Raw genomic sequence first — 23,248 nt, forward strand, 5'->3', positions numbered from 1 at the left:
TCCGAACCGCCGGGCGCCGCCGCTGCCTGGGGCCGGCCGTCTACGGGAACGTCAGCTTCCAGCCGCTGATGTAGCCGGTGTCCTGCGCCGCCTGGTCCTGGACCCGCAGCCGCCAGGTGCCGTTGGCGACCTCGGAGGAGGCGTTGACCGTGTACGTGGCCTTGACGTTGTCCGCCGAGTCGGAGGAGCTGAAGCTCTTCAGGCGGTACGCCGTTCCGTCCGGGGCGAGCAGGTCGACCACCAGGTCGCCGCGCCAGGTGTGGATGATGTCGACCGTCACCTGGAGGTTGGACGGCGCGTTGCCGGCCCGGCCGGTCACCGCGATCGAGGACGTCACGGCCGCGCCGTTGTCCGGGATCGCCACGTCGGTGGTGGACTCGAACGACGTGCCGCCGCCTCCGCCGCCGTCGGAGCGGGAGCCGACCGCGACGCCCGCCCACGCGTCCTGCACCGCCTTGTACTCGGCGCTCGCCGTGCCGTACAGCTCGCCGGCGACCGCCAGGGTGCCGGTGCGGGCGCCCGCGTAGTTGGTGTTCGAGGTGAACTTCGTGGTGAGCGCCTTGAACCAGATCTGCTCCGCCTTGGCCCGGCCGATGCCGGTGACCGGCAGCCCGTCCGCGGTCGGCGAGTCGTAGCCGACGCCGTTGACGGTCTTGGCGCCGCTGCCCTCGCTCAGCAGGTAGAAGAAGTGGTTCGCCGGGCCCGACGAGTAGTGCACGTCGATCGAGCCGATGCCCGAGTACCAGCTGTCCTTGGACGATCCGTCCCGGCTCGGCCGGTCCATGTAGCGCAGCGGCGTGCCGTCGCCGTTGATGTTGATCTCCTCGCCGATTAGGTAGTCGCCGACGTCGGAGGGGTTGTTGGCGTAGAACTCGACGGCCGCGCCGAGGATGTCGGAGGTCGCCTCGTTCAGGCCGCCGGACTCGCCGCTGTAGACGAGGCCCGCGGTCGCCGACGTCAGGCCGTGCGTCATCTCGTGCGCGGCGACGTCGATGGAGGTGAGCGGGTTGGCGTTGCCCGACCCGTCGCCGTAGGTCATGCAGAAGCAGCTGTCGGACCAGAACGCGTTGACGTAGTTGTTGCCGTAGTGGACGCGCGAGTAGGCGGCGACGCCGTCGCCGCGGATGCCGCTGCGGCCGTGCACGTTCTTGTAGTAGTCCCACGTCAGCGCGGCGCCGTAGTGGGCGTCCGCGGCGGCCGACTCCAGGTTCGACGGCGTGCCGTTGCCCCAGACGTCGTCGGCGCCGGAGAACAGGGTGCCGGTGCCGGAGGTGCCGCGGTTCAGGTTGTACGTGCGGTGGTTGCCGCGCGCCCCGTCGGTGAGGGTGTACGTCGACCCGGACTGGGTCGTGGTGAGCGGGACCGTGCCGCTGTAGACGGTGTGGCCGGTGCCGGTCGCGACGGCCTCCCACTCGTACAGCTTCTCGCCGGTGGTGGCGTCGGTGAGAACGTGCAGCTCCTGCGGGGTGCCGTCGTGCTGGAAGCCGCCGACGACGGTCTCGTAGGCGAGGACCGGTTCGCCGGTCGCGGCCCAGACCACCTTGCGCGGGGCGCGCTCGACGTCGGGGCTCTCGGCGTCCTCGGCCTTCGCGGCGCCGAGGGCCTGGCGCTCCGCCCGGTCGGCGGCGACCTTCGGGCTGAGGGAGGGCACCTTCACGGCGGCGCGGGTGGCCCGGGTGACGCGCTCGGTGGCGCCGTCCTTCGCGGTCTGGACGATCAGGTCGCCGCCGAGGACGGGCAGTCCGGCGTAGGTGCGCTCGTAGCGGGTGTGCAGGGTGCCGTCGGCGTCCTTGACGACGTCCCGCACGACGAGCTTCTCCCGGGCTCCGAGGCCGAGTTCGGCGGCGGTGGCGGCCTTGTCGGCGTCCGCCGCGCGCAGGAGTGCGGCGCGTTCGGCGGGGCTGAGCCTGACCGGGACGGCGCCCGGGTCGGCCTGGCCCGCGGCGGCGGGGGCCTGCTCGGTGGCGGCGGTGGCGGCGCCCGACTGGACGGCCGTGGCGATCAGGGCGACGACGCCGGCGAGGGCGACGGCGGCGGCGCGGCGGTGCGGGGTGTGGGAGGTGCGTCTGTGGGAGGACCTGTCTCTCAACACTGACTCCTTCTGCGTGACCGCGGGTCGCGCGGCCGGGGGAGACCGGACGGGGGGTGGTCCGTCCGGGCACAGCCGTGGGGGGATGCGGGTGCCGAGGGTGCGACGGCCCTGGCGCAGCGGTGGGGTTCGTCGTGGGGTTCTTGCTGTGCGCGGGCCGTGGGAAGCGTGGCAGGGAACGCCCGTTCCTGTCAGGAGCGCGTCAACAAGTTGGCCGGAAATCGTTCGTTGTCCGGGCGTTCACGTTCGATATGCGAACGCTTTGGCCGGCCGTCGGGTGGATCGTGCACAGGCGCCGGCCCCCGGCCGCGGCGGTCGCGCGTGCCGGGGTCCCCCGCGCACGCCGGTCACGCCAGGCTGTCCCGCCACGCCTTGTGCAGGCCCGAGAACCGGCCCTTCCCGGCGATGAGCTCGGCGGGCGTGCCGTCCTCCACGATCCGGCCGCGCTCCATCACCAGCACCCGGTCCGCGATCTCCACCGTGGACAGCCGGTGGGCGATGACCACCGCCGTGCGGCCCCTGAGCACCGTCGCCATCGCCCGCTGCACCGCCCGCTCGCCCGGCACGTCCAGCGAACTGGTCGCCTCGTCCAGGATCAGCACCGCCGGATCGGCGAGCAGCGCCCGCGCGAACGCCACCAGCTGCCGCTGACCGGCGGAGATCCGGCCGCCCCGCTTGCGCACGTCCGTGTCGTAGCCGTCGGGCAGGGCGCTGATGAAGTCGTGCGCGCCCAGCGCCTTCGCCGCCGCCTCGATCTCCTCCCGGCCCGCGTCCGGCCGCCCAATGGCGATGTTCTCCGCGACCGTGCCGGAGAACAGGAACGACTCCTGCGTCACCATCACCACCCCGCGCCGCAGTTCGGGCGTCGCCAGGTCGCGCAGGTCGACCCCGTCGAGCAGCACCCGGCCCCCGGTGGGGTCGTAGAACCGGGCGAGCAGCTTGGCCAGCGTCGACTTGCCGGCGCCGGTGGAGCCGACGACGGCGACGGTCTGCCCGGCGGGGATCGTCAGGTCGAAGCGGGGCAGCACCTCCCCGCCGGTGCGGTAGGCGAAGCGGACCGCGTCGAAGACGACCTCGCGGCCGGGATGCTCGGACTTCGGCGGCGGCAGCTCGCGCGGCGTCCGCGGCTCCGGCACGGACGGGGTCTGGGCGAGCAGGCCGGCGATCTTCTCCAGCGAGGCCGCCGCCGACTGGTAGGAGTTGAGGAACATGCCGAACCGGTCGATCGGGTCGTACATGCGCCGCAGGTACAGCACCGAGGCCGCCAGCACGCCCAGTGCCAGCGTCTCGTCCGCCACCCGGTACGCGCCCCACAGCACCATCAGCGCCACGGCCGTGTTGCCGACGATGCGCGAGCCCACGACATAGCGGGCCATCTCCAGCAGCGCGTCGCCGTTGGTGCGCTCGTGGCGCCGGTTCAGCACCCGGAACTCGGCGTCGTTGACGGCCTCCCGGCGGAAGGCCCGCACCGGCCGGATGCCGTTCATCGTCTCCACGAACTTCACGATCACCGCCGCGATCGCCGTCGACCGCACCCGGTAGACGCGCTGCGCCCGCCGCCGGTACAGCTGCACCAGCGACCACAGCGGCACGAACGAGGCGACCGCCACCGCGCCGAGGCCGAGGTCGAGCCAGAGCAGGATCACGGCGACGTACACGCACGACAGCACGACCGTCACCAGCTCCTGCAGGCCCTCCTCCAGCAGCTCGCGCAGCGACTCCACGTCCGTGGTGGCGCGGGAGATCAGCCGGCCCGAGGTGTACCGCTCGTGGAAGTCGACGCTCAGCGCCTGGGCGTGCCGGAAGATCCGGCCGCGCAGGTCCAGCAGCACGTCCTGGCTGACCCGGGCGGCGGTGACCACGAAGGCGTACTGGAACAGCCCGGAGGCCGCCGCGCACGCCAGATAGCCGACCGCCACCGCGATCAGCGGCCCTCGGTCGTGGTCGCGGAACGCCGGCACCGCGTGGTCGATGGCGTACGCGACCAACAGCGGGCCCGCCTGCACCGCCGACTGCTGGAGCAGCAGCAGGAGCGCGGTGAGGGCGACACGGGCCCGCATCGGCGCGAGCAGGGAGCCCAGCAGTGCCCGGGTGGCGCCCGGCGGGCTGGGCAGGCGGTCCTGGTCGAAGGCGTCCCCGGCGCCGGGGTCCGGCCGTCCGGCGGGGGGTTCGCCGCCGGGGGACTGGCCGGAGGGCGCGGACGCGGAGGTCGACGTGGGGGTCGACGCGGTCATCGGGCAGCCTCCTGCTGATGTGCTCCGGACATCAGATGCGCGTACTCGGGGTGGGTGCGCAGCAGTTCGTGGTGGGTGCCGACGGCGGTGATCCGGCCGCCGGACAGCAGGGCGACCCGGTCGGCGAGCAGCACCGTCGACGGACGGTGCGCCACGATGAGCGCGGTGGTGTCCGCGAGGACCTCCCGCAGCGCGGCCTCCACGGCCGCCTCGGTGTGCACGTCCAGCGCGGACAGCGGGTCGTCCAGCACCAGGAAGTCGGGCCGGCCCACGACCGCGCGGGCCAGCGCGAGCCGTTGGCGCTGCCCGCCGGACAGGCTCAGCCCCTGCTCGCCGACCTGGGTGTCCGCGCCCTGCGGCAGCGCGTGCACGAAACCGGCCTGCGCGACGGCGAGGGCGCGCTCCAGCTCCGCCGCCCCGGCCCCGTCGGGGGCGCCCATCAGGACGTTCTCCCCGACGCTCGCGGAGAACAGGGTGGGTTCCTCGAAGGCGACGGCGACCTTGGCGCGCAGTTCCTCGCGGGACATGGCGGCGATGTCGACGCCGTCGAGGGTGATGCGGCCGGAGGTCACCTCGTGCAGCCGGGGGACGAGCGCGGTGAGGGTGGTCTTGCCGCTGCCGGTCGAGCCGACCAGGGCCATCGACTCGCCGGGGCGGATGTGCAGGTCGACCCGGTCCAGGACGGGCGGGGAGTCCGGCGGGGCGTCGGGGTAGCGGAAGGTGACGTCGTGGAAGCGCAGGCCGCGCCCGGGCGCGGACGATGTCTTCGCGGGCTTGACGGTGTCCGGCTCCGGCTCGGCGTCCAGCACCTCGAAGTACCGCTCGGTCGCGGTCGCCGCCTCCTGACTCATCGCCAGCAGGAAGCCGATGGAGTCCACCGGCCAGCGCAGCGCCAGCGCCGTCGACAGGAAGGCGACCAGCGTGCCCGCCGACAGGTCGCCGTCGGCGACCCGCATCACGCCCAGCACCAGCGCCACCCCGATCGCCACCTCGGGCAGCGTCATGATGACGGCGAGGATTGACGCCAGCAGCCGGGCCTTGTGCAGCTCGGTGCCGCGCAGCGTGCCGGACAGCTCGCGGAACGCCCGCGCCTGGCTCCGGTGCCGCCCGAACCCCTTGATGACGCGGACGCCGAGGACGCTCTCCTCGACGACCGTCGTCAGGTCGCCCGACTGGTCCTGCGCCCGCCGCGCCGCCCCGGCGTACCGCTTCTCGAACACCAGGCAGGTGATGATCACCGGCACCACGGGACCGAGGATCACCAGCCCCAGCGTCCAGTCCTGCATCAGCATGATGACCACACCGACGAGGATCGTCACCGAGTTGACGAGCAGGAAGGTCAGCGGGAACGCCAGGAACATCCGCAGCAGCATCAGATCGGTCGTGCCGCGCGACAGCAGCTGCCCCGAGGGCCACCGGTCGTGGAAGGCGATCGGCAGCCGCTGCAGATGCCGGTACAGATCGGCCCGCATCGCCGCCTCGACGCCCGCCAGCGGCCGTGCCACCAGCCACCGCCGCAGCCCGAACAGCAGCGCCTCCGCCAGCCCGAGCAGCAGCAGGTACAGCGCCCCGAGCCACACCCCCGCCGGGTCGCGGTCGGCGACCGGCCCGTCCACCAGCCACTTCAGCACGAGCGGGATGACCAGGCCGACGCAGGAGGCGACGACGGCGACGAACGCGGCGGTGAACAGCCGGGCCCGTACGGGACGCACGTACGGCCACAGCCGCAGGAGCGACCGCACGGCGGACCGCTGCCCGGACGGCTGCTCGGAGGGCCGGCCGGAGGGTTGTCCGGACGGCTGTGCGCCGCGTTCGTCGTGCGGTTCCGACGGCTCGGCGGTGGGGGCAGCTTGAGTCGACATCAGCAGCGAGCCTACGGATTGCCACTGACACTGCCCACCGAGTTTCCGCCGGACCGCGACCGGCTCGGACGGCGACCGCCTCCGACGGCGACCGGCGCACACACGACCGCCGCGGGTCGCCGCGACGGCGGAAGGCGCCGCGTACGGCGGAAGGCGCCGCGTACGGCGGAAGGCGCGCCGCTCGCCCGCAGGTCAGGCGACCCGCAGCAGCAGCACCGTCCGTGCCGGCACCGTGATCTCCGTCCCCGCCGCGTGCTCCACGCCCGGCGCGCCGGCCTGGTCCTCCCGGCCGGTGTCGACGACCACCTCGTACCGCTCGGCCCACGGCGGCCCCGGCAGCACGAACCGCACCGGGTCCTCGCCGGCGTGCAGCACGGCGAGGAAGCTGTCGTCCACGACCTGTGCCCCCCGCTCGTCCCGGCCCGGAATGTCCCGCCCGGACAGATACATGCCGAGCGTCGCCGCGGGCGCGTACCAGTCGCCCTCCGTCATCTCCGTGCCCCGCGCGGTGAACCAGGCCAGGTCCCGCAGCCCGTCCGCCGAGTGCGCCCGCCCCGAGAAGAACGCCCGCCGCCGCAGCACCGGATGCCGGTGGCGCAGCGCGATCAGCCGCGAGGCCAGGTCGAACAGGGCCTGCCAGCCGGGGTCGGCGAGCAGCCCCCAGTCCACCCAGCCGGTCTCGTTGTCCTGGCAGTAGGCGTTGTTGTTGCCGTCCTGGGTGCGCCCCATCTCGTCGCCCGCCACCAGCATCGGCACGCCCGTGGACAGCAGCAGCGTGGTCAGCAGGTTGCGCAGCTGGCGCCGGCGCAGCGCCAGGATGCCCGGGTCGTCGGTCTCGCCCTCGGCGCCGCAGTTCCAGGACCGGTTGTCGTCGGAGCCGTCCCGGTTGCCCTCGCCGTTGGCCTCGTTGTGCTTGCGTTCGTACGACACCAGGTCCCGCAGGGTGAAACCGTCGTGCGCGGTGACGTAGTTGACGGAGGCGTACGGCCGCCGCCCGCCCCAGGCGTACAGGTCGCTGGAGCCGGACAGCCGGTAGCCCATCTCCCGCACGTCGGGCAGCGCGTGCCGCCAGAAGTCCCGCACGGCGTTGCGGTACCGGTCGTTCCACTCCGTCCACAGCGGCGGGAACGCCCCCACCTGGTAGCCGCCCGAGCCGATGTCCCAGGGCTCGGCGATCAGCTTCACCCGCCGCAGCACCGGGTCCTGGGCGATGACGGCGAGGAACGGGGAGAGCATGTCGACGTCGTGCATCGAGCGGGCCAGCGCCGCCGCCAGGTCGAAGCGGAAGCCGTCCACGCCCATCTCGGTCACCCAGTAGCGCAGCGAGTCCGTGATCAGCCGCAGGACGTGCGGCTGGACGACGTGCAGGGTGTTGCCGCAGCCGGTGTAGTCGGCGTACCGGCGCGCGTCGGGCTGGAGCCGGTAGTAGCCGCGGTTGTCGATGCCCTTCAGCGACAGCGTCGGGCCCAGCTCGCCGGCCTCCGCGGTGTGGTTGTAGACGACGTCGAGGACGACCTCGATCCCGGCCGCGTGCAGGGCGCGCACCATCTCCTTGAACTCGCCCACCTGCTGCCCGCGTGTGCCGGAGGCGGCGTACGCGGCGTGCGGGGCGAAGTAGCCGATGGAGTTGTAGCCCCAGTAGTTGCGCAGCCCCCGGCGCAGCAGGTGGTCCTCGTGCGCGAACTGGTGCACGGGCAGCAGCTCCACGGCCGTGACGCCCAGCCTGGTGAGGTGCTCCACGGCCGCCGGGTGCCCGAGGCCCGCGTAGGTGCCGCGCAGCTCCTCGGGCACGCCCGGGTGCAGCCGGGTGAAGCCGCGGACGTGCAGCTCGTAGATGACCGAGTCCGCCCAGGGCGTCTTCGGCCGCCGGTCGTCCATCCACTCGTCGCCCGGCGCGTCGTCGTGCACCACGACGCCCTTGGGGACGTACGGCGCGGAGTCCCGGTCGTCGCGCACGGTGTCCGCGACCTGCTGCTGCGGCCAGTCGCGGACGTGCCCGTACACCTCGGGCGGCAGCCGGAACTCGCCGTCCACCGCGCGCGCGTACGGGTCGAGGAGCAGCTTCGCCGGGTTCCAGCGGCCGCCGGTCCACGGGTCCCAGCGGCCGTGCACCCGGTAGCCGTACCGCTGGCCGGGCAGCACCCCGGGCACGAAGCCGTGCCAGATCTCGTGCGTCAGCTCGGTCAGCCGCAGCCGCCGCTCGCGGACCTCCCGGCCGTCCTCGTCGAACAGACACAGCTCGACGGCCTCCGCCCCGCCCGCCCACAGCGCGAAGTTGGTTCCCGCCACCCCGTCCGGGCCGACCCGGAACCGGGCGCCGAGCGGCGTCGGCGCGCCCGGCCACACCGGTACGGCACCCGGCGCCGCGGCGCGCTCGGGCGCGACGGCCCGCGTGGCGCCGTTCAGCGCGGCGGCCGGGCGCCCCTGTCCGGTGGCGTGCGCCGCCGCCACCGCCTCCTGCTCGGCTGCGCTGGACACCTGTCGGCCTCCCACGGCTCACGGAACGCGTCGGGGCGGGGCGCCCAGGCGTCCCGACCGGGGCGCTCCTCCGTCGTCCTCCCCACTGTTCTGCCCAGAGCACGCCTCGCACTCACGTTTCCCCAGGGCGGGGCCCTCGTTGAAGACGTCTGTGAGGCACGTACATGGGCGCGCGCGACGCGCGAGGGCCGCGCTGGCCGCCGTACTGACATGGACAGCACTGCTCGCCGGGGCCACCGGCTGCACTTTTGACGGCACGGGCGCGAGCCCCGGCGCCCCGGGCAAACCCCCGTCCGCGAAGGACGCCGTCCGCGTCGTCCCGGGGGACGGCAGCACCGGCGTGCGCCCGGGCGCACCCCTGCGCGTGCGGGCCGCGACGGGACGCCTGGAGTCCGTCGAGGTCGTCCGCTCCCAGGACGCCCGCAGGACCCCGGTGCCCGGCCGCATCTCCCGCGACGGCCGCAGCTGGACGCCCGACGAACCCCGGCTCGCGCTCGCCGCCGAGTACCGCGTCCACGCGGTCGCCGTCGACGCCCAGGGCCGCCGCTCCGCCCGGCACACCACCTTCACCACGTTCGTGCCGGAGGAACGCTTCATCGGCTATGTCACCCCCGACAACCGTGCCACGGTCGGCACCGGGATGATCGTCTCCCTCCGGTTCAACCGCGCGATCGAGAACCGCGCCGCCGTGGAGCGCGCCGTCCACGTCACCGCCAGGCCCCCCGTCGAGGTCCGCCCCCACTGGTTCGGCGACGACCGCCTCGACTTCCGCCCCGAGGAGTACTGGAAGCCCGGCACCCGCGTCACCGTCGCCCTGCGCCTGCGCGACGTCGAGGGCGCGCCCGGCGTCTACGGCCTCCAGCACCGCACGCTCTCCTTCACCGTCGGCCGCAGCCAGGTCTCCCGGGTCGACGCCGCCGCCCACACCATGGAGGTCCGCCGCGACGGCGTCCTCCTCGGCACCGTCCCGATCACCGCGGGAGCGCCGGAGACGACCACGTACAACGGCAGGATGGTGGTCACCGAGATGCTGGAGCTGACCCGGATGAACGGCGCCACGGTCGGCTTCCGCAAGGCCGACGGCAAGAGCGAGTACGACATCCCGGACGTCCCGCACGCCATGCGGCTCACCGCCTCCGGCACCTTCCTGCACGGCAACTACTGGGCGGACGCCGACGTCTTCGGCAACGCCAACGTCAGCCACGGCTGCGTCGGGCTGCGCGACGTGAAGGGCGGCGGCCCCGGCACCCCGGCCGGCTGGTTCTTCGACCGCAGCCTCGTCGGGGACGTGGTCGAGGTGGTCAACAGCGACGACCGGGAAGTCGCGCCGGACAACGGGCTCGGCGGCTGGAACATGGGCTGGGAGGAGTGGAAGGCGGGCAGCGTCGTGAAGTGACCGCACTGCGGGGGGAGTCCGGGCCGGGGGCGGGTCCGGGAGCGGGCCGGTCGGGACCGAACGGCGCCGGCCGGGCCGAGGGTCCGGACGCGGTCCGGTCGGGAGTGAGCCGTGCCCGGCGCAGGAGAGGGGCCGGTTGGGACTGAACGGTGACAAAACCGCGGCGTTCACCGTGCTGACCATCTGGTTAATATGCGCCGAGCGCGCACGAAACGCGCGGGGGCGCGGGACCCGACGGGGTCCCGCCGGGTCCGGACGAGGGCCCGCGGAGGGAGAACACAGTGAACGTGGGACCGATACGGGGGGCGTCGGTTGACGCGCGCGGAGGGCGTGCGCGGGCGCGCCGGGGGGTGCCGGCCCTGCTGGCCGGCGTGCTGCTGCTCGCCGTCGCGGCGTGCGGCGGCCCGGAGTCCGGGTCCGGCTCCGGGGGCGGCAAGGGCAAGCGCAAGGACAAGGCGGCGGCCACCGCGCAGGGCGGTCAGTCCGAGGCGGCCGTCACCATCACCCCGAAGGACGGCGCCGAGGCCGTCGACACCAGCGGCGCGCTGAAGGTGACCGCCGCCAAGGGCCGGCTGACCGAGGTCGTCGTCAAGGACGCCAAGGGCAACGAGGTCGACGGGGAGATATCCGGGGACGGCGCCACCTGGACGCCGTCCAGCCACCTCGCCGCGTCCACCCAGTACCGGGTGCACGCGGTCGCCGAGGACTCCGCCGGCCGCGAGGCCGCCGAGGACTCCGACTTCACCACCCTGACGCCGCAGAACACGTTCATCGGGACCTTCACCCCCGAGGACGGCTCCAAGGTCGGCGTCGGCATGCTGTTCTCCCTCCGCTTCACCCGGGGCATCACCAACCCGGACGAGGTCGAGAAGGCCATCGAGATCAAGACCGAGCCGCCCGTCGACGTCGAGGGCCACTGGTTCGGCAACGACCGCCTCGACTTCCGGCCCGAGGAGTACTGGAAGCCCGGCACCGAGGTCACCGTCCGCCTCAACCTCGACGGCGTCGAGGGCAGGCCCGGCGTGTACGGCCAGCAGGCCAAGACCGTCTCCTTCACCGTCGGCCGCAGCCAGGTCTCCGTCGTCGACGCCAAGAAGCTCACCATGAAGGTCATGCGGGACGGCAAGCTGTTCAAGACCATCCCGGTCACCACCGGCGCCCCGGGCTACGACACCTGGAACGGCCAGATGGTCATCAGCGAGAAGCTCGCGGTGACCCGGATGAACGGCGACACGGTCGGCTACGGCGGCGAGTACGACATCAAGGACGTCCCGCACGCCATGCGCCTGACCACCTCCGGCACCTTCCTGCACGGCAACTACTGGGGCGGCGACGCCTTCGGCAACCGCAACGTCAGCCACGGCTGCGTCGGCCTGCGCGACGTGCGCGGCGGCTGGGACGAGAGCGCCCCGGCCCACTGGTTCTTCGACAACTCGATGATCGGCGACGTCGTGGTCGTGAAGAACTCCAACGACGCCACGGTCGCCCCGGACAACGGCCTCAACGGCTGGAACATGCCGTGGGAGGAGTGGAAGGCGTAACGTCCGCGCGTACGACGGGCCCGGTGTGACCGACCGCACCGGGCCCGTTGTCGTTAGTGGCCGTTAACCTGCCTGCATGACCGTGAATCTCGAAGTAGCCGAAGGCGTCGGCACGCTCCGCCTCGACCGTCCGCCGATGAACGCGCTGGACGTCGCCACCCAGGACCGGCTCAAGGAACTCGCCGAGGAGGCCGCGCGCCGCGACGACGTGCGCGCCGTGGTCCTGTACGGCGGCGAGAAGGTGTTCGCGGCGGGCGCGGACATCAAGGAGATGCAGGCCATGGACCACACCGCCATGGTCCTGCGCGCCCGCGCCCTCCAGGACTCCTTCACCGCCGTCGCCCGCATCCCCAAGCCCGTCGTCGCCGCCGTCACCGGCTACGCGCTGGGCGGCGGCTGCGAACTGGCGCTGTGCGCGGACTTCCGGATCGCCGCGGACAACGCCAAGCTCGGCCAGCCGGAGATCCTGCTCGGCCTGATCCCCGGCGCGGGCGGCACCCAGCGGCTGTCCCGGCTGATCGGCCCGTCGAAGGCGAAGGACCTCATCTTCACCGGCCGCATGGTCAAGGCCGACGAGGCGCTCGCCCTCGGCCTGGTCGACCGGGTCGTCCCGGCGGCCGAGGTGTACGACACCGCGCACGCCTGGGCGGCGAAGCTGGCCCAGGGCCCGGCGCTCGCGCTGCGCGCCGCGAAGGAGTCCATCGACGCGGGCCTGGAGACGGACATCGACACCGGTCTGACCGTCGAGCGCAACTGGTTCGCGGGGCTGTTCGCGACCGAGGACCGCGAGCGCGGTATGCGCAGCTTCGTCGAGGAGGGCCCGGGCAAGGCGAAGTTCCTCTGACGTTCCCGCGGCCCGGCGTGCGACGCGAAACCCCTCTGGGGAACGGGCAGTTGCCACGATGTCTGATTCCGGCTCCCTCGATGGGGCGGTGTGTGGAAGCCTTAAGGCAACCTTAAGCCTGCCGTGTCGAGGGAGACCGCAGTTGCCGCCGAGCGATCCGTCCGCCCAGGTCGCGCGCCATGGGAACGATCCCGCATTGCCCCTGGCACATGCCGGTCGACTCCCGTGGACCCCTGCCTTCCGGGGGGCGTATTCGCCGGACCCTGCCACGGAGGCGGCGCCGGGCGGCCATGATGGGGGGATGGCGGGGCTGGAGGGCAGCGAACAGCCGCAGGGACGCGGTCGTACGACAGCGGCGCGCTGGTCGCCCGCGGTCGAGGACGAGCGGGCGCTCGAGGCCCTGGAGCTGTTCGGCAACCCGGCCGAGGCGGAGGTCCCGTTACTGTCCCGCCCCGAGTCCGCGGGCACGGCCCGGCGGCTGGCCCAGGTGGTGGTCCTGCGGCAGTGGGGACTGTCGCCGAAGATGACCGAGGACGTGGTGTTACTCGTCTCCGAGCTGGTCGGCAACGCCGTCCGGCACACCGGGGCCCGCGTCTTCGGCCTGCGGATGCGCCGGCGCCGCGGCTGGATCCGCGTCGAGGTGCGCGACCCCTCCCGCGGACTGCCCTGCCTGATGCCGGTCCAGGAGACGGACGTCAGCGGCCGGGGGCTGTTCCTGGTGGACAGGCTCGCGGACCGGTGGGGCGTGGACCTGCTGCCCCGCGGCAAGACGACCTGGTTCGAGATACGGGTCGCGGACCGGTGACGGACGGCCGGGGTGCGGACCGCTGACGGACGGCCGGACTCGGCGCCGGTGACGGGCTGCGGCCGGGGTGCGGACCGCGGGCGGGACACGCCGTCGTACGGGTGACGGTCCGCAACTGCCGGGCACGTGCCGTGGATCGTACGTCCCATGATCACAACTCGCCTTCGGCGGCGGGCCGCTGCCGCCGCCCTGTCCTGTGCGGCCGTCCTCGCGACCACGGCCGCCACCGTCTCCGAGAACGCCGCCCCGGCCAAGGCGCCCGCCGCCAAGGCCGCCCCGGCCTGTCCCCAGTTCGAGGACCGCATCAAGGCCGCCGCCGACCGCCGCGTCGACCTGGAGCGCATCACCCCCAAGCCGGTCTGGCGCACGACCTGCGGCACCCTCTACCGCAGCGACAGCCGCGCCCCCGAGATCATCTTCGAGCAGGGCTTCCACCCCAAGGACGTCGTGGGCGGCCAGTACGACGTCGAGAAGTACGTCCTCGTCAACCAGCCCTCGCCGTACGTCTCCACGACGTACGACCACGACCTGTACAAGACCTGGTACAAGTCGGGCTACAACTACTACATCGACGCCCCCGGCGGCATCGACGTCAACAAGACGATCGGCGACACCCACAAGTGGGCCGACCAGGTCGAGGTCGCCTTCCCCGGCGGCGTCGCCCGCGAGTACGTCATCGGCGTCTGCCCGGTCGACAAGCAGACCAAGACCGAGATCATGGACGACTGCCGGAGCAACCCGCACTACAAGCCCTGGCACTGAGCCGCCCGGGTCCGCCCGTTAGTCTGACCTGCGTCAGTACGACCAGTAGGACGATTCAGCGGGAAAGACGAGGGGCGGACCGGTGGCGGACATCGAGGAAGCGCGCAAGCAGTTCGAGCGGATCGACACGGACGGCGACGGCTACATCACGGCCGCCGAGTTCAAGACCGCTCTGGCGCAGGGGGGCGACTGGAACGTCACCGAGGCGGTCGCCGAGGCCGTCATCGGCAGCCGGGACCTCAACGGCGACAAGGTGCTGTCGTTCGACGAGTTCTGGGCCCACCTGAACAAGTGACGCGACCGGAAGGGGCGTCCACCGCGTGGTCGGCGCGGGTGGACGCCCCTTCGGCATGAATGTCGCGCGCCCGGAATAGCGGGACGACCCCCGGAGTTGACGCACCCTGACAGACGTATGCATGTGCATTCAATGAAGGGGTCGGACATGAAGATCGGCATCATCGGCGCGGGCAACATCGGCGGCAACCTCACCCGGCGGCTCACCGCCCTCGGGCACGACGTCTCCGTCGCCAACTCGCGCGGTCCCGAGACCCTGACCGCGCTCGCCGAGGAGACCGGCGCGACGCCGGTCCGGGTCGAAGAGGCGGCGCGGGGCGCGGAGATCGTCGTCGTCACCGTCCCGGTCAAGGCGGTCCCGGACCTGCCCGCCGGGCTGCTGGACGGGGCGGCCGAGGGCGTCGCGGTGATCGACACCGGCAACTACTACCCGCGCGAGCGCGACGGCCGGATCGCCGAGATCGAGGACGGGGGCATCACCGAGAGCCGCTGGACCGAGCGCCGCATCGGCCACCCGGTGATCAAGGCCTTCAACGGCACCTACGCCCAGGACATCCTCGACCGCCCCCGCCCGGCCGGCGACCCCGAGCGCATCGCCCTCCCGGTGGCCGGCGACGACGAGGCCGCCAAGGCCAAGGTGCGGGCGCTCATCGACGAACTGGGCTTCGACACGGTCGACGCGGGCGGCATCGACGACAGCTGGCGCCAGCAGCCGGCCACGCCGGTGTACGGACTGCGCGAGGGCGTGGACGGCGTGACCAAGGCGCTGGCGGCGGCGTCCCCGGAGCGCACGCCGGAGTTCCGCGGCTGACCCGCCGCACCCGTCCGGGTCAGGCGTCGCCGGCCCACTCCCGCAGGGCCTCCTTGCTGGAGAAGCCGGCGACGTTCTTGTCCACCGGGTCGTCCGTGTACTGGTGGAAGCGCCACTTCGCCTTGATCCGGGGCTTGCCCGCGGTGACGTAGTCGGCGATCCACAGGCCGTCGCCGGCGTACGACGTCGTGTCGATGTTCAGCCAAAAGTGCCGATTGCAGTACAGGACGACCCGATTGTCCGGCCGGAGTTCCTTCACCTTCCGGATGAAACGGTCCTTCTCGGAGTTGGAGGCGTGGGTGCCGTCGCTGGTCGTCTCCCAGTCGACGGCCAGGATGTCGCCCGGGCGGTCCGGGGCCTTGCTCACGAAGAACTCCGCCTGCGCGGTGAGGTTCCCGGGCCACAGGAAGTGATAGAAGCCGACGACCAGCCCGGCGTCGCGGGCCCGCTCGGTCTGTGCGGCGAGCTTCGGGTTCACGTAGGTGCGTCCCTCCGTCGCCTTGACGAAGACGAAGGAGAGGCCCTCGGTGCCGTAGGTGCTGGACTGGAAGGAACTGACGTCAATGCCGCGGAGCATGGACACTCCCAAAGGGACGAAACGGGCCGTGCGTTGATGTATGCCCCGTATCGGCGGCGCCGACGCGGCCGGGCGCCGGCCGCCTGTCAGCCCGCGGGCTCGATGCGCAGCACGGCGGTGGCGCCGCGGGTCCCGACGACCTCCAGGCTCATGACGTCGTTGAGGGTCGCCACGGTCCCCCGCGAACAGCGCAGCCCGACGCCGCCACCGCCCGCCGACGACACCCCGCCGCCGCCGGAACAGCCCGAGACGCTGTAGCCCGACCCCGTCAGCGGCGCGGTCATCTCGACCGTCCCGCCGGTGATCCTCTTCACCTCGATCGGCCCGAGGCCGTACCGCACCGGCACGTTGACGACGTCCCCCACGCCGACCTCGATCTCGCACGCCCCGTCGGCGCACGGCCCGGTCGGGGAGGGCGACGGGGTGGGGGTCGGCGCGGGAGGGGCGGACGTGGGCGGGGCGGAAGCACTGGGACGACGGGTGGAACCGTCCGCGCCTGCCGGGGAGTTCGAGGAGTCCCGGGAGCACGACGTGAGAGCGGCCAGGAGGACGGCGGCGAGAACGACGGGCGGGGTGCTGCGCATCATGGCGCCATACGACCACACCCCGGGCGGGACCCCTCCCGGCGACGGCTCAGCACTCGATGATGTTCACCGCGAGCCCGCCGCGCGCCGTCTCCTTGTACTTCACGCTCATGTCCGCGCCGGTCTCCTTCATCGTCTTGATGACCTTGTCCAGGGAGACCTTGTGCGAGCCGTCGCCGCGCATGGCCATGCGGGCCGCGGTCACCGCCTTGACCGCGGCCATGCCGTTGCGCTCGATGCAGGGGATCTGGACCAGGCCGCCGACCGGGTCGCAGGTGAGGCCGAGATTGTGCTCCATGCCGATCTCGGCCGCGTTCTCGACCTGTTCGGGCGTGCCGCCCAGCACCTCGGCCAGCGCGCCCGCCGCCATCGAGCAGGCCGAGCCGACCTCGCCCTGGCAGCCGACCTCGGCCCCGGAGATGGAGGCGTTCTCCTTGAAGAGCATGCCGATCGCGCCGGCGGCGAGCAGGAAGCGGACCACGCCGTCCTCGTCGGCGCCGGGCACGAAGTCGAGGTAGTAGTGCAGGACCGCCGGGATGATGCCGGCCGCGCCGTTGGTCGGGGCGGTGACCACCCGGCCGCCGGCGGCGTTCTCCTCGTTCACCGCCATCGCGTAGAGCGTGATCCACTCCATCGCGTGCGCCAGGGGGTCGCCCTCGGCGCGCAGCTGGCGCGCGGTCATGGCGGCCCGGCGGCGCACGCGCAGGCCGCCCGGCAGGATGCCCTCGCGGGACATGCCGCGCGCCACGCACTCCCGCATCACCCGCCAGATCTCCAGCAGGCCCGCGCGGATCTCGTCCTCGGTGCGCCAGGCGCGCTCGTTCTCCAGCATCAGGGAGGAGATGGACAGACCGGTCTCGCGGGTCAGGCGCAGCAGTTCGTCGCCGGTGCGGAAGGGGTACTTCAGCACCGTGTCGTCCAGCTTGATGCGGTCCGCGCCGACCGCGTCCTCGTCGACGACGAAACCGCCGCCCACCGAGTAGTACGTCTTCGACAGCAGTTCCGCGCCCGAGGCGTCGTACGCCCACAGGGTCATGCCGTTGGCGTGGTACGGGAGGGTCTTGCGGCGGTGCAGGACGAGGTCGTCGTCGTAGGAGAAGGCGATGTCGTGGGCGCCGAGGAGGCGGAGGCGGCCGGCGGAGCGGATCGCCTCGACGCGTTCGTCCGCCGTCTCGACGTCCACCGTGCGCGGCGAGTCGCCCTCCAGGCCGAGCAGCACCGCCTTGGGGGTGCCGTGGCCGTGGCCGGTCGCGCCGAGGGAGCCGTACAGCTCCGCGCGGACGGAGGAGACGGCGTCCAGGAGCCCTTCGCCGCGCAGGCGGCGGGCGAACATGCGGGCCGCGCGCATGGGTCCGACCGTGTGCGAGCTGGACGGGCCGATGCCGATCGAGAACAGGTCGAAGACCGAGATGGCCACGGGGACTCCTCAGGGGCGGGGTGGTGCGGGGGCGGCGGTGCACGGGGGTGGTGTGCGCCGCCGGGGTGAGGCGCCCGGTGGGGCGCCTCACCGCGGGAACGTCCGGCTGCCCGGCGGTCAGCCGCCGAGGCCGGGGTAGAGCGGGTGCTTGTCGGCGAGGGCCGTCACCCGCGCCTTGAGGGTCTGCGCGTCGTACGACGGCTTGAGCGCCTCCGCGATCACGTCCGCGACCTCGGCGAAGTCGTCGGCCGTGAAGCCGCGGGTGGCCAGGGCGGGCGTCCCGATGCGCAGACCGGACGTCACCATGGGCGGGCGCGGGTCGTTCGGGACGGCGTTGCGGTTGACCGTGATGCCGACCTCGTGGAGCCGGTCCTCGGCCTGCTGCCCGTCCAGCTCGGAGTCGCGCAGGTCGACCAGGACCAGGTGCACGTCCGTGCCGCCGGACAGGACGGAGACGCCGTGCCCGGCGACGTCCTCGCGCACCAGGCGCTCGGCGATGATCCGGGCGCCCTCCAGCGTGCGGCGCTGGCGCTCCTTGAAGTCCTCGCTCGCCGCGACCTTGAAGGCGACCGCCTTCGCCGCGACGACGTGCTCCAGCGGACCGCCCTGCTGGCCGGGGAAGACCGCGGAGTTGATCTTCTTGGCCAGCTCGGCCGTGGACAGGATCACGCCGCCGCGGGGGCCGCCCAGCGTCTTGTGGGTGGTCGTCGTCACGACGTGGGCGTGCGGCACCGGGTTGGGGTGCAGGCCCGCCGCGACCAGACCGGCGAAGTGCGCCATGTCGACCATCAGATACGCGCCGACCTCGTCGGCGATCCGGCGGAACGCGGCGAAGTCCAGCTGCCGCGGGTACGCCGACCAGCCCGCGACGATCAGCCGGGGCCGGGACTCCTTGGCGAGGCGCTCCACCTCGGCCATGTCCACGCGGCCGTCGTCACCGACGTGGTACGCGACCACGTCGTAGAGCTTGCCGGAGAAGTTGATCTTCATGCCGTGGGTCAGGTGCCCGCCGTGCGCGAGGTTCAGGCCCATGATCGTGTCGCCGGGCTTGAGCAGCGCGAACATCGCGGCGGCGTTGGCCTGCGCGCCGGAGTGCGGCTGCACGTTGGCGTGCTCGGCGCCGAACAGCTCCTTGACCCGGTCGATGGCGATCTGCTCGACCACGTCGACGTGCTCGCAGCCGCCGTAGTAGCGGCGGCCCGGGTAGCCCTCGGCGTACTTGTTGGTGAGGACCGAGCCCTGGGCCTCCATGACCGCGACCGGGGCGAAGTTCTCGGAGGCGATCATCTCGAGGGTGGACTGCTGGCGGCGCAGCTCGGCGTCGACGGCGGCGGCGACGTCCGGGTCCAGCTCGTGCAGGGGGGTGTTCAGAAGCGACATGTCGGCGTTGGCTCCTCAGCCGGCGATGTGGGCGTCGTACTCGTCGGCGGAGAGCAGGTCGGCCGGCTCCTCCGCGACGCGCACCTTGAACAGCCAGCCGCCCTCGAAGGGCGCGGAGTTCACCAGCGACGGGTCGTTGACCACGTCCTCGTTGATCTCGGTGACCTCGCCGGCGACGGGGGAATACAGTTCGCTGACCGACTTGGTCGACTCCAGCTCACCGCAGGTCTCGCCCGCGGCGACCGTGGAGCCCACGTCGGGGAGCTGGGCGTAGACGACGTCGCCGAGCGCGTTCGCCGCGAACGCGGTGATGCCGACCGTCGCGACGCCGTCCTCGGCGGCCGACAGCCACTCGTGCTCCTTGCTGTAGCGCAGCTGCTGGGGGTTGCTCATGGCCTGGATTCTCCTGTACGCGTGGGACTGCGGATGAACGGGGGACTGCGGAAACCGCTGCTGAGCAGGGTGAAGGCGGGCGGAGTCGCATGCGGACCGGCCTGTGCGGACCGGCACATGCGGACCACGCCTCAAGTGTTACTTCCGGCGCTTGTGGAACGGCAGCGCCACGACCTCGTACGGCTCGTGACTGCCCCGGATGTCCACGCCGACACCGGGCGTGCCCGGCGCCGCGTGCGCGGGGTCGACGTACGCCATGGCGATCGGCCGGCCCAGCGTCGGCGAGGGCGCGCCGGAGGTGACCTCGCCGATCACCTCGCCGCCCGCGACCACGGCGTACCCGGCGCGCGGCACCCGGCGGCCCTCGGCGACCAGGCCGACCAGGACCCGCGGCGGGTTCTCCTCGGCGCGGGCGGCGGCCGCCAGCAACGCCTCGCGCCCGACGAAGTCGCCCTCCTTGCCGAACTTCACCACCCGGCCGAGACCGGCGTCGAAGGGGGTGAGCGCGGTGGTCAGCTCGTGCCCGTACAGCGGCATGCCCGCCTCTAGGCGCAGCGTGTCACGGCAGGACAGCCCGCAGGGGACCAGGCCGGCGCCCCGACCGGCCTCGGTCAGCGCCTGCCACAGGGCGACGGCGTGCCCGGGGCGCACGAACAGCTCGAAGCCGTCCTCGCCGGTGTAGCCGGTGCGCGCGATCAGCGCCGGGACGCCCGCGACCGTGCCGGGCAGTCCGGCGTAGTACTTCAGGCCGTCGAGATCGGCGTCGGTCAGCGCCTTGAGGATGCCGGGGGACTCGGGGCCCTGCACGGCGATCAGCGCGTAGGCGTCCCGGTCGTCGCGCACCTCGGCGTCGAAGCCGGCGGCGCGCTCGGTGAGGGCGTCCAGCACGACCTGGGCGTTGGAGGCGTTGGCGACGACCATGAACTCGGCCTCGGCGAGGCGGTAGACGATCAGGTCGTCGAGAATGCCGCCGTCGGCCCGGCAGATCATCGTGTAGCGGGCGCGGCCGACGCCGACGGAGGCGAGGTCGCCGACCAGGGCGAAGTTCAGCAGGGCGGCGGCGCCGGGGCCGGTGACCGTGATCTCGCCCATGTGGGAGAGGTCGAACAGACCGGCGCGGGTGCGCACCGCGAGGTGCTCGTCGCGCTCGGAGCCGTAGCGCAGGGGCATGTCCCAGCCGGCGAAATCGGTCATGGTCGCGCCCAGTTCGCGGTGCAGGGCGTCGAGGGCGGTGCGACGGGGTACGGAACTGCTCATCGGACGGATGTCTCCCGGGGCGATGGGGGGACCTCCCGTGCGAGCTCATTCGAGCATGGGGGAGGGCGAGGTCGTTCCTCCCCATCTGTCATCGGAACCTGAGAGGTTCGCCATGACCGTGACCGGTCACTGGCTTGCACCTTGGGTGGGACCACCGCGCACGGCGGCGGCCCGCTTTTCAGATGTGCCTCGCCCGTGCGGTAACGGTGCCTGAGAGATTCAAGGGAGGGACTTGCTCCTTCGGCGTCCCAGCGCCGGTGGCGGCTGGGAACTCTCCCGCGCGGATTCAAACGGCCGGTATGCAGTTGGCGCGCACATCATTGCACGCATCGCCGGTTCGCGGCAGGCTGCGATCTGTAACCGTGCTGTGGCACCACGAGTACGAAAACACGAGACACCGCGGATTACCTTCTCTTTACACTCGACGGGGACGGGAACTCGTGAACCGCCCCAGGGGAGGACGATCACGGTGAACAGGACCACGGCCTACGCCGCCGGCTCGCCCGTCGCGCTGCCCCGGCAGCCCGCCGCGTCCGCGGGGGAGGCGTGCGTCCCCGCGCCGGTCGTCCGCGACCTGCGCGAGCGGGCCGGACGCAGCCCGCACGCACTGCTCTTCGGTCCCGGCGACCTGGTCGTGGTCACCGGTCTGCCCGGCAGCGGCAAGTCCACCCTGATGCGCCGGACCGTCAAGGCGGTCCGCATCGACTCCCAGGACACCCGCGACCGCTGGGACCGCCGCATGCCCGGCTTCCTGCCGTACGGGCTCTACCGCCCGCTGGTGCGCCTCGCCCACTACGCCGGGCTGCGCCGCGCCCTGCGCACCGGCGAGGGCATCGTCGTCCACGACTGCGGCACCCAGGCCTGGGTGCGCGCCTGGCTGGCCCGCGAGGCCCGCCGCCGGGGCGGCACGCTGCACCTGCTGTTCCTCGACGTCACCCCCGAGCAGGCGCTGGCCGGGCAGCGCGAGCGCGGCCGGGGCGTGTCCCGCTACGCCTTCCGCCGCCACCGCCGCGTCGCCGCCCGCCTCCTCGCCCGAGTCGAACGGGGCGCCCTGCCGCCCGGCTGCGTCTCGGCGGTCCTCCTCGACCGTGACGCGGCGAACACGCTGCGCCGGATCGGGTTCACGGGCTGAGGACGGGGGCCCGGGCGGAACCGGGAATCGCGGCGTCCGCCACCGGGCTGTTCGCGGTCGCACGCCGGGCCGTGCCGCGTATACCGGGGCCGTATCGCGTATACCGGGGCCGGGCCGTGCTCGCCGGGCCGGGGCGCGCTCGCTGGGCCGGGGCGCGCTCGCCGGGCCGGGCCGCGCACGGCCGGCCGCGCGATGGCCGGGGCGGGGCCGGGAGCGGGCGTTCCACGGTCGCCGGGGCGGGTCCGGGAACCGACGGCGGCCGGCGCAGGTTCGCGGACCGGGGTTTCGCGGTGTCCGGGACGGGGTCTGGACCGGGCAGTTTCCCGATGGCCGGGAATGGGGCCGGGGCACGAGAACTCCGCGGTGGTCAGCGCCCGACGCCGGGGGTCTGCGACCGGGGGCTTCGTGACGGCGGGCCCCCGGCGCCGGTGGCCGGTGGCCGGGGGCTTCCCGGCGGTGGGCGCCGGGGGTCGCGGGCCCGGGGCCCGGCCCGCCGGACGGTAGCCTTTCAGCCGGACCAGTAGTTCTCGGCAGGCGGTAGGCAGATGGACTTCCCGGCGGACTTCTCCGCGGACATCCCGGCGCAGGCGCACCCCCATCCGCACGGCGGATGGCCCGGCAACGAGCTGGAGGAGGTGCTGTCCGCGTCCCTCGGCGTCCCCACGGCCGGCGCCCGGATCGTCGAGGTGCTCGGCCGCAGCTTCGTCTGGGTGCCGCTGCCCAACGGCGGCGGACCCGACAGCGGCCCGCTGGACCTGCCCACCATGGAGATCGCCGGCCAGGCGTACGTGCCCGTGTTCAGCTCCGAGGAGCAGTTCCGCCAGGTCGTCGGCGCGCACATGTCGTACACCATCGCCCCCGCCGTCGAGTTCGCGCGCGGACTGCCCCCGCAGGCCGGCATCGCCGTCAACCCCGGCGGCGTCGTCGGGATCCCGCTGCCGCCGCCCGCGGTGGCCGAACTGTGCCGGGCCGGGCGCACCCCCCTGGACGGGCCCGCGAGCGGCGGCCGGGTCCGGCTGTTCGAGCCGGACTGGCAGGACGACCCGGTCGACTTCCTCTCCGCCGCCTCCGCCGAGTTCGAGGGCATCGGCGTGGTCCGCACCGCCCGCCGCTGCCTGGCCGCCATCGAGACCGCCGACCCCGTGATGTTCGTCGGCGTCGAACTCACCGCCTGGGAGGGCGACCTGCGCGCCCTGCCGCTGGACGCCCTCGGCCGCGCCCTCGGCCGGGTCCCGGTCCGCTGGCCGGTGAACCTGGTCCTGCTGGACGTCACGGACGACCCCGTCGGCCACTGGATGCGCGAGCGGGTGCGCCCCTTCTATACGCAAATTCTCCCGCAGAACGGCTGAAGTCGATTCGTCGCCAAGGCCCTAAGCTAGGGTCACGGCTCAA

The 23,248-nt window shown here is 73.0% G+C and carries 19 protein-coding genes and 1 riboswitch; of the genes, 9 read left to right on the forward strand and 10 right to left on the reverse strand.

Annotation, left to right across the window (positions count from 1 at the left end; genetic code table 11):
• Positions 1–40 precede the first annotated feature (40 nt).
• The 4 genes from ABZY13_RS20665 to glgX form a co-directional block, all read right to left on the reverse strand.
• Positions 41–2,089 carry a M4 family metallopeptidase gene (locus ABZY13_RS20665; RefSeq protein ID WP_356632738.1) on the reverse strand — a complete coding sequence of 683 codons (2,049 nt, stop codon included), beginning with the start codon at positions 2,087–2,089 and terminating at the stop codon, positions 41–43.
• Between the two features lie 347 nt (positions 2,090–2,436).
• Entirely contained in the window at positions 2,437–4,323 is a 1,887-nt protein-coding gene (locus tag ABZY13_RS20670; RefSeq protein ID WP_356632740.1) for an ABC transporter ATP-binding protein, read from the reverse strand.
• Positions 4,320–6,185, reverse strand: a complete 1,866-nt coding sequence (locus tag ABZY13_RS20675; RefSeq protein WP_356632742.1) for an ABC transporter transmembrane domain-containing protein — start codon at positions 6,183–6,185, stop codon at positions 4,320–4,322. The genes ABZY13_RS20670 and ABZY13_RS20675 overlap by 4 nt, the downstream gene beginning before the upstream one ends.
• 192 nt (positions 6,186–6,377) lie before the next feature.
• Positions 6,378–8,663: a glycogen debranching protein GlgX gene (gene glgX, locus ABZY13_RS20680; protein WP_356632744.1), complete on the reverse strand. Its 2,286-nt coding sequence runs from the start codon at positions 8,661–8,663 to the stop codon at positions 6,378–6,380.
• A 151-nt stretch (positions 8,664–8,814) separates the two neighbouring features.
• Here glgX and ABZY13_RS20685 point away from each other — a divergent pair, with 151 nt between their 5' ends.
• From ABZY13_RS20685 to ABZY13_RS20715, 7 genes are all read left to right on the forward strand, one after another.
• On the forward strand, positions 8,815–10,059 hold the full coding sequence (locus tag ABZY13_RS20685) for an Ig-like domain-containing protein (RefSeq protein ID WP_356632746.1): 1,245 nt from the start codon (positions 8,815–8,817) through the stop codon (positions 10,057–10,059).
• Between the two features lie 350 nt (positions 10,060–10,409).
• Positions 10,410–11,600, forward strand: a complete 1,191-nt coding sequence (locus ABZY13_RS20690; protein ID WP_356632748.1) for an Ig-like domain-containing protein — start codon at positions 10,410–10,412, stop codon at positions 11,598–11,600.
• Between the two features lie 76 nt (positions 11,601–11,676).
• A complete protein-coding gene (locus ABZY13_RS20695) occupies positions 11,677–12,444 on the forward strand; it encodes an enoyl-CoA hydratase-related protein (protein WP_356632750.1) in 768 nt (255 codons plus the stop codon).
• Between the two features lie 301 nt (positions 12,445–12,745).
• Positions 12,746–13,249 carry an ATP-binding protein gene (locus tag ABZY13_RS20700; protein ID WP_356632752.1) on the forward strand — a complete coding sequence of 168 codons (504 nt, stop codon included), beginning with the start codon at positions 12,746–12,748 and terminating at the stop codon, positions 13,247–13,249.
• A gap of 147 nt (positions 13,250–13,396) precedes the next feature.
• Positions 13,397–14,011 carry an ADP-ribosyltransferase gene (locus ABZY13_RS20705; protein ID WP_356632754.1) on the forward strand — a complete coding sequence of 205 codons (615 nt, stop codon included), beginning with the start codon at positions 13,397–13,399 and terminating at the stop codon, positions 14,009–14,011.
• 82 nt (positions 14,012–14,093) lie between these two features.
• On the forward strand, positions 14,094–14,306 hold the full coding sequence (locus ABZY13_RS20710; protein WP_356632756.1) for an EF-hand domain-containing protein: 213 nt from the start codon (positions 14,094–14,096) through the stop codon (positions 14,304–14,306).
• Positions 14,307–14,423: 117 nt separating this feature from the next.
• Positions 14,424–15,116 (forward strand): NAD(P)-binding domain-containing protein, encoded by a 693-nt coding sequence (locus ABZY13_RS20715; protein WP_356632758.1) that lies wholly within the window; start codon positions 14,424–14,426, stop codon positions 15,114–15,116.
• A 19-nt stretch (positions 15,117–15,135) separates the two neighbouring features.
• Here ABZY13_RS20715 and ABZY13_RS20720 read toward each other — a convergent pair whose 3' ends face one another.
• The 6 genes from ABZY13_RS20720 to gcvT all read right to left on the reverse strand — a co-directional run bounded on the left by ABZY13_RS20720 (position 15,136) and on the right by gcvT (position 20,724).
• The gene (locus tag ABZY13_RS20720) at positions 15,136–15,693 is read right to left on the reverse strand and encodes a glycoside hydrolase family 25 protein (RefSeq protein ID WP_356632760.1); all 558 of its coding nucleotides are present in this window, start codon (positions 15,691–15,693) and stop codon (positions 15,136–15,138) included.
• Positions 15,694–15,779: 86 nt separating this feature from the next.
• Positions 15,780–16,280, reverse strand: coding sequence for a hypothetical protein (locus ABZY13_RS20725; RefSeq protein WP_356632762.1), 501 nt, complete (start codon positions 16,278–16,280; stop codon positions 15,780–15,782).
• A gap of 46 nt (positions 16,281–16,326) precedes the next feature.
• Positions 16,327–17,694: an L-serine ammonia-lyase gene (locus ABZY13_RS20730; protein ID WP_356632764.1), complete on the reverse strand. Its 1,368-nt coding sequence runs from the start codon at positions 17,692–17,694 to the stop codon at positions 16,327–16,329.
• Positions 17,695–17,811: 117 nt separating this feature from the next.
• Positions 17,812–19,074, reverse strand: coding sequence for a serine hydroxymethyltransferase (gene glyA, locus ABZY13_RS20735; protein WP_356632766.1), 1,263 nt, complete (start codon positions 19,072–19,074; stop codon positions 17,812–17,814).
• A gap of 15 nt (positions 19,075–19,089) precedes the next feature.
• Complete coding sequence (gcvH, locus tag ABZY13_RS20740) at positions 19,090–19,467, reverse strand: glycine cleavage system protein GcvH (RefSeq protein ID WP_356632768.1); 378 nt, start codon at positions 19,465–19,467, stop codon at positions 19,090–19,092.
• A gap of 138 nt (positions 19,468–19,605) precedes the next feature.
• A complete protein-coding gene (gene gcvT, locus ABZY13_RS20745; protein ID WP_356632770.1) occupies positions 19,606–20,724 on the reverse strand; it encodes a glycine cleavage system aminomethyltransferase GcvT in 1,119 nt (372 codons plus the stop codon).
• Positions 20,725–20,912: 188 nt separating this feature from the next.
• Positions 20,913–21,013: riboswitch (glycine riboswitch) on the reverse strand.
• Positions 21,014–21,193: 180 nt separating this feature from the next.
• Here gcvT and ABZY13_RS20750 point away from each other — a divergent pair.
• Positions 21,194–21,856 carry an AAA family ATPase gene (locus tag ABZY13_RS20750; RefSeq protein WP_356632772.1) on the forward strand — a complete coding sequence of 221 codons (663 nt, stop codon included), beginning with the start codon at positions 21,194–21,196 and terminating at the stop codon, positions 21,854–21,856.
• Between the two features lie 545 nt (positions 21,857–22,401).
• A complete protein-coding gene (locus tag ABZY13_RS20755) occupies positions 22,402–23,205 on the forward strand; it encodes an enhanced serine sensitivity protein SseB (RefSeq protein WP_356632774.1) in 804 nt (267 codons plus the stop codon).
• Positions 23,206–23,248: the final 43 nt, after the last annotated feature.

It is taken from the genome of Streptomyces sp. NPDC006610 (genome assembly GCF_040611575.1).
Classification (GTDB): domain Bacteria; phylum Actinomycetota; class Actinomycetes; order Streptomycetales; family Streptomycetaceae; genus Streptomyces.

Bases quoted from the DNA above. Each gene is read 5' to 3' on its own strand.
- ABZY13_RS20670 (WP_356632740.1), bottom strand. From the start codon at position 4,323: ATGACCGCGTCGACCCCCACGTCGACCTCCGCGTCCGCGCCCTCCGGC.
- ABZY13_RS20675 (WP_356632742.1), bottom strand. From the start codon at position 6,185: ATGTCGACTCAAGCTGCCCCCACCGCCGAGCCGTCGGAACCGCACGAC.
- ABZY13_RS20695 (WP_356632750.1), top strand. From the start codon at position 11,677: ATGACCGTGAATCTCGAAGTAGCCGAAGGCGTCGGCACGCTCCGCCTC.
- ABZY13_RS20700 (WP_356632752.1), top strand. From the start codon at position 12,746: ATGGCGGGGCTGGAGGGCAGCGAACAGCCGCAGGGACGCGGTCGTACG.
- ABZY13_RS20705 (WP_356632754.1), top strand. From the start codon at position 13,397: ATGATCACAACTCGCCTTCGGCGGCGGGCCGCTGCCGCCGCCCTGTCC.
- ABZY13_RS20715 (WP_356632758.1), top strand. From the start codon at position 14,424: ATGCATGTGCATTCAATGAAGGGGTCGGACATGAAGATCGGCATCATC.
- ABZY13_RS20720 (WP_356632760.1), bottom strand. From the start codon at position 15,693: ATGCTCCGCGGCATTGACGTCAGTTCCTTCCAGTCCAGCACCTACGGC.
- ABZY13_RS20725 (WP_356632762.1), bottom strand. From the start codon at position 16,280: ATGATGCGCAGCACCCCGCCCGTCGTTCTCGCCGCCGTCCTCCTGGCC.
- glyA (WP_356632766.1), bottom strand. From the start codon at position 19,074: ATGTCGCTTCTGAACACCCCCCTGCACGAGCTGGACCCGGACGTCGCC.
- gcvH (WP_356632768.1), bottom strand. From the start codon at position 19,467: ATGAGCAACCCCCAGCAGCTGCGCTACAGCAAGGAGCACGAGTGGCTG.
- gcvT (WP_356632770.1), bottom strand. From the start codon at position 20,724: ATGAGCAGTTCCGTACCCCGTCGCACCGCCCTCGACGCCCTGCACCGC.
- ABZY13_RS20755 (WP_356632774.1), top strand. From the start codon at position 22,402: ATGGACTTCCCGGCGGACTTCTCCGCGGACATCCCGGCGCAGGCGCAC.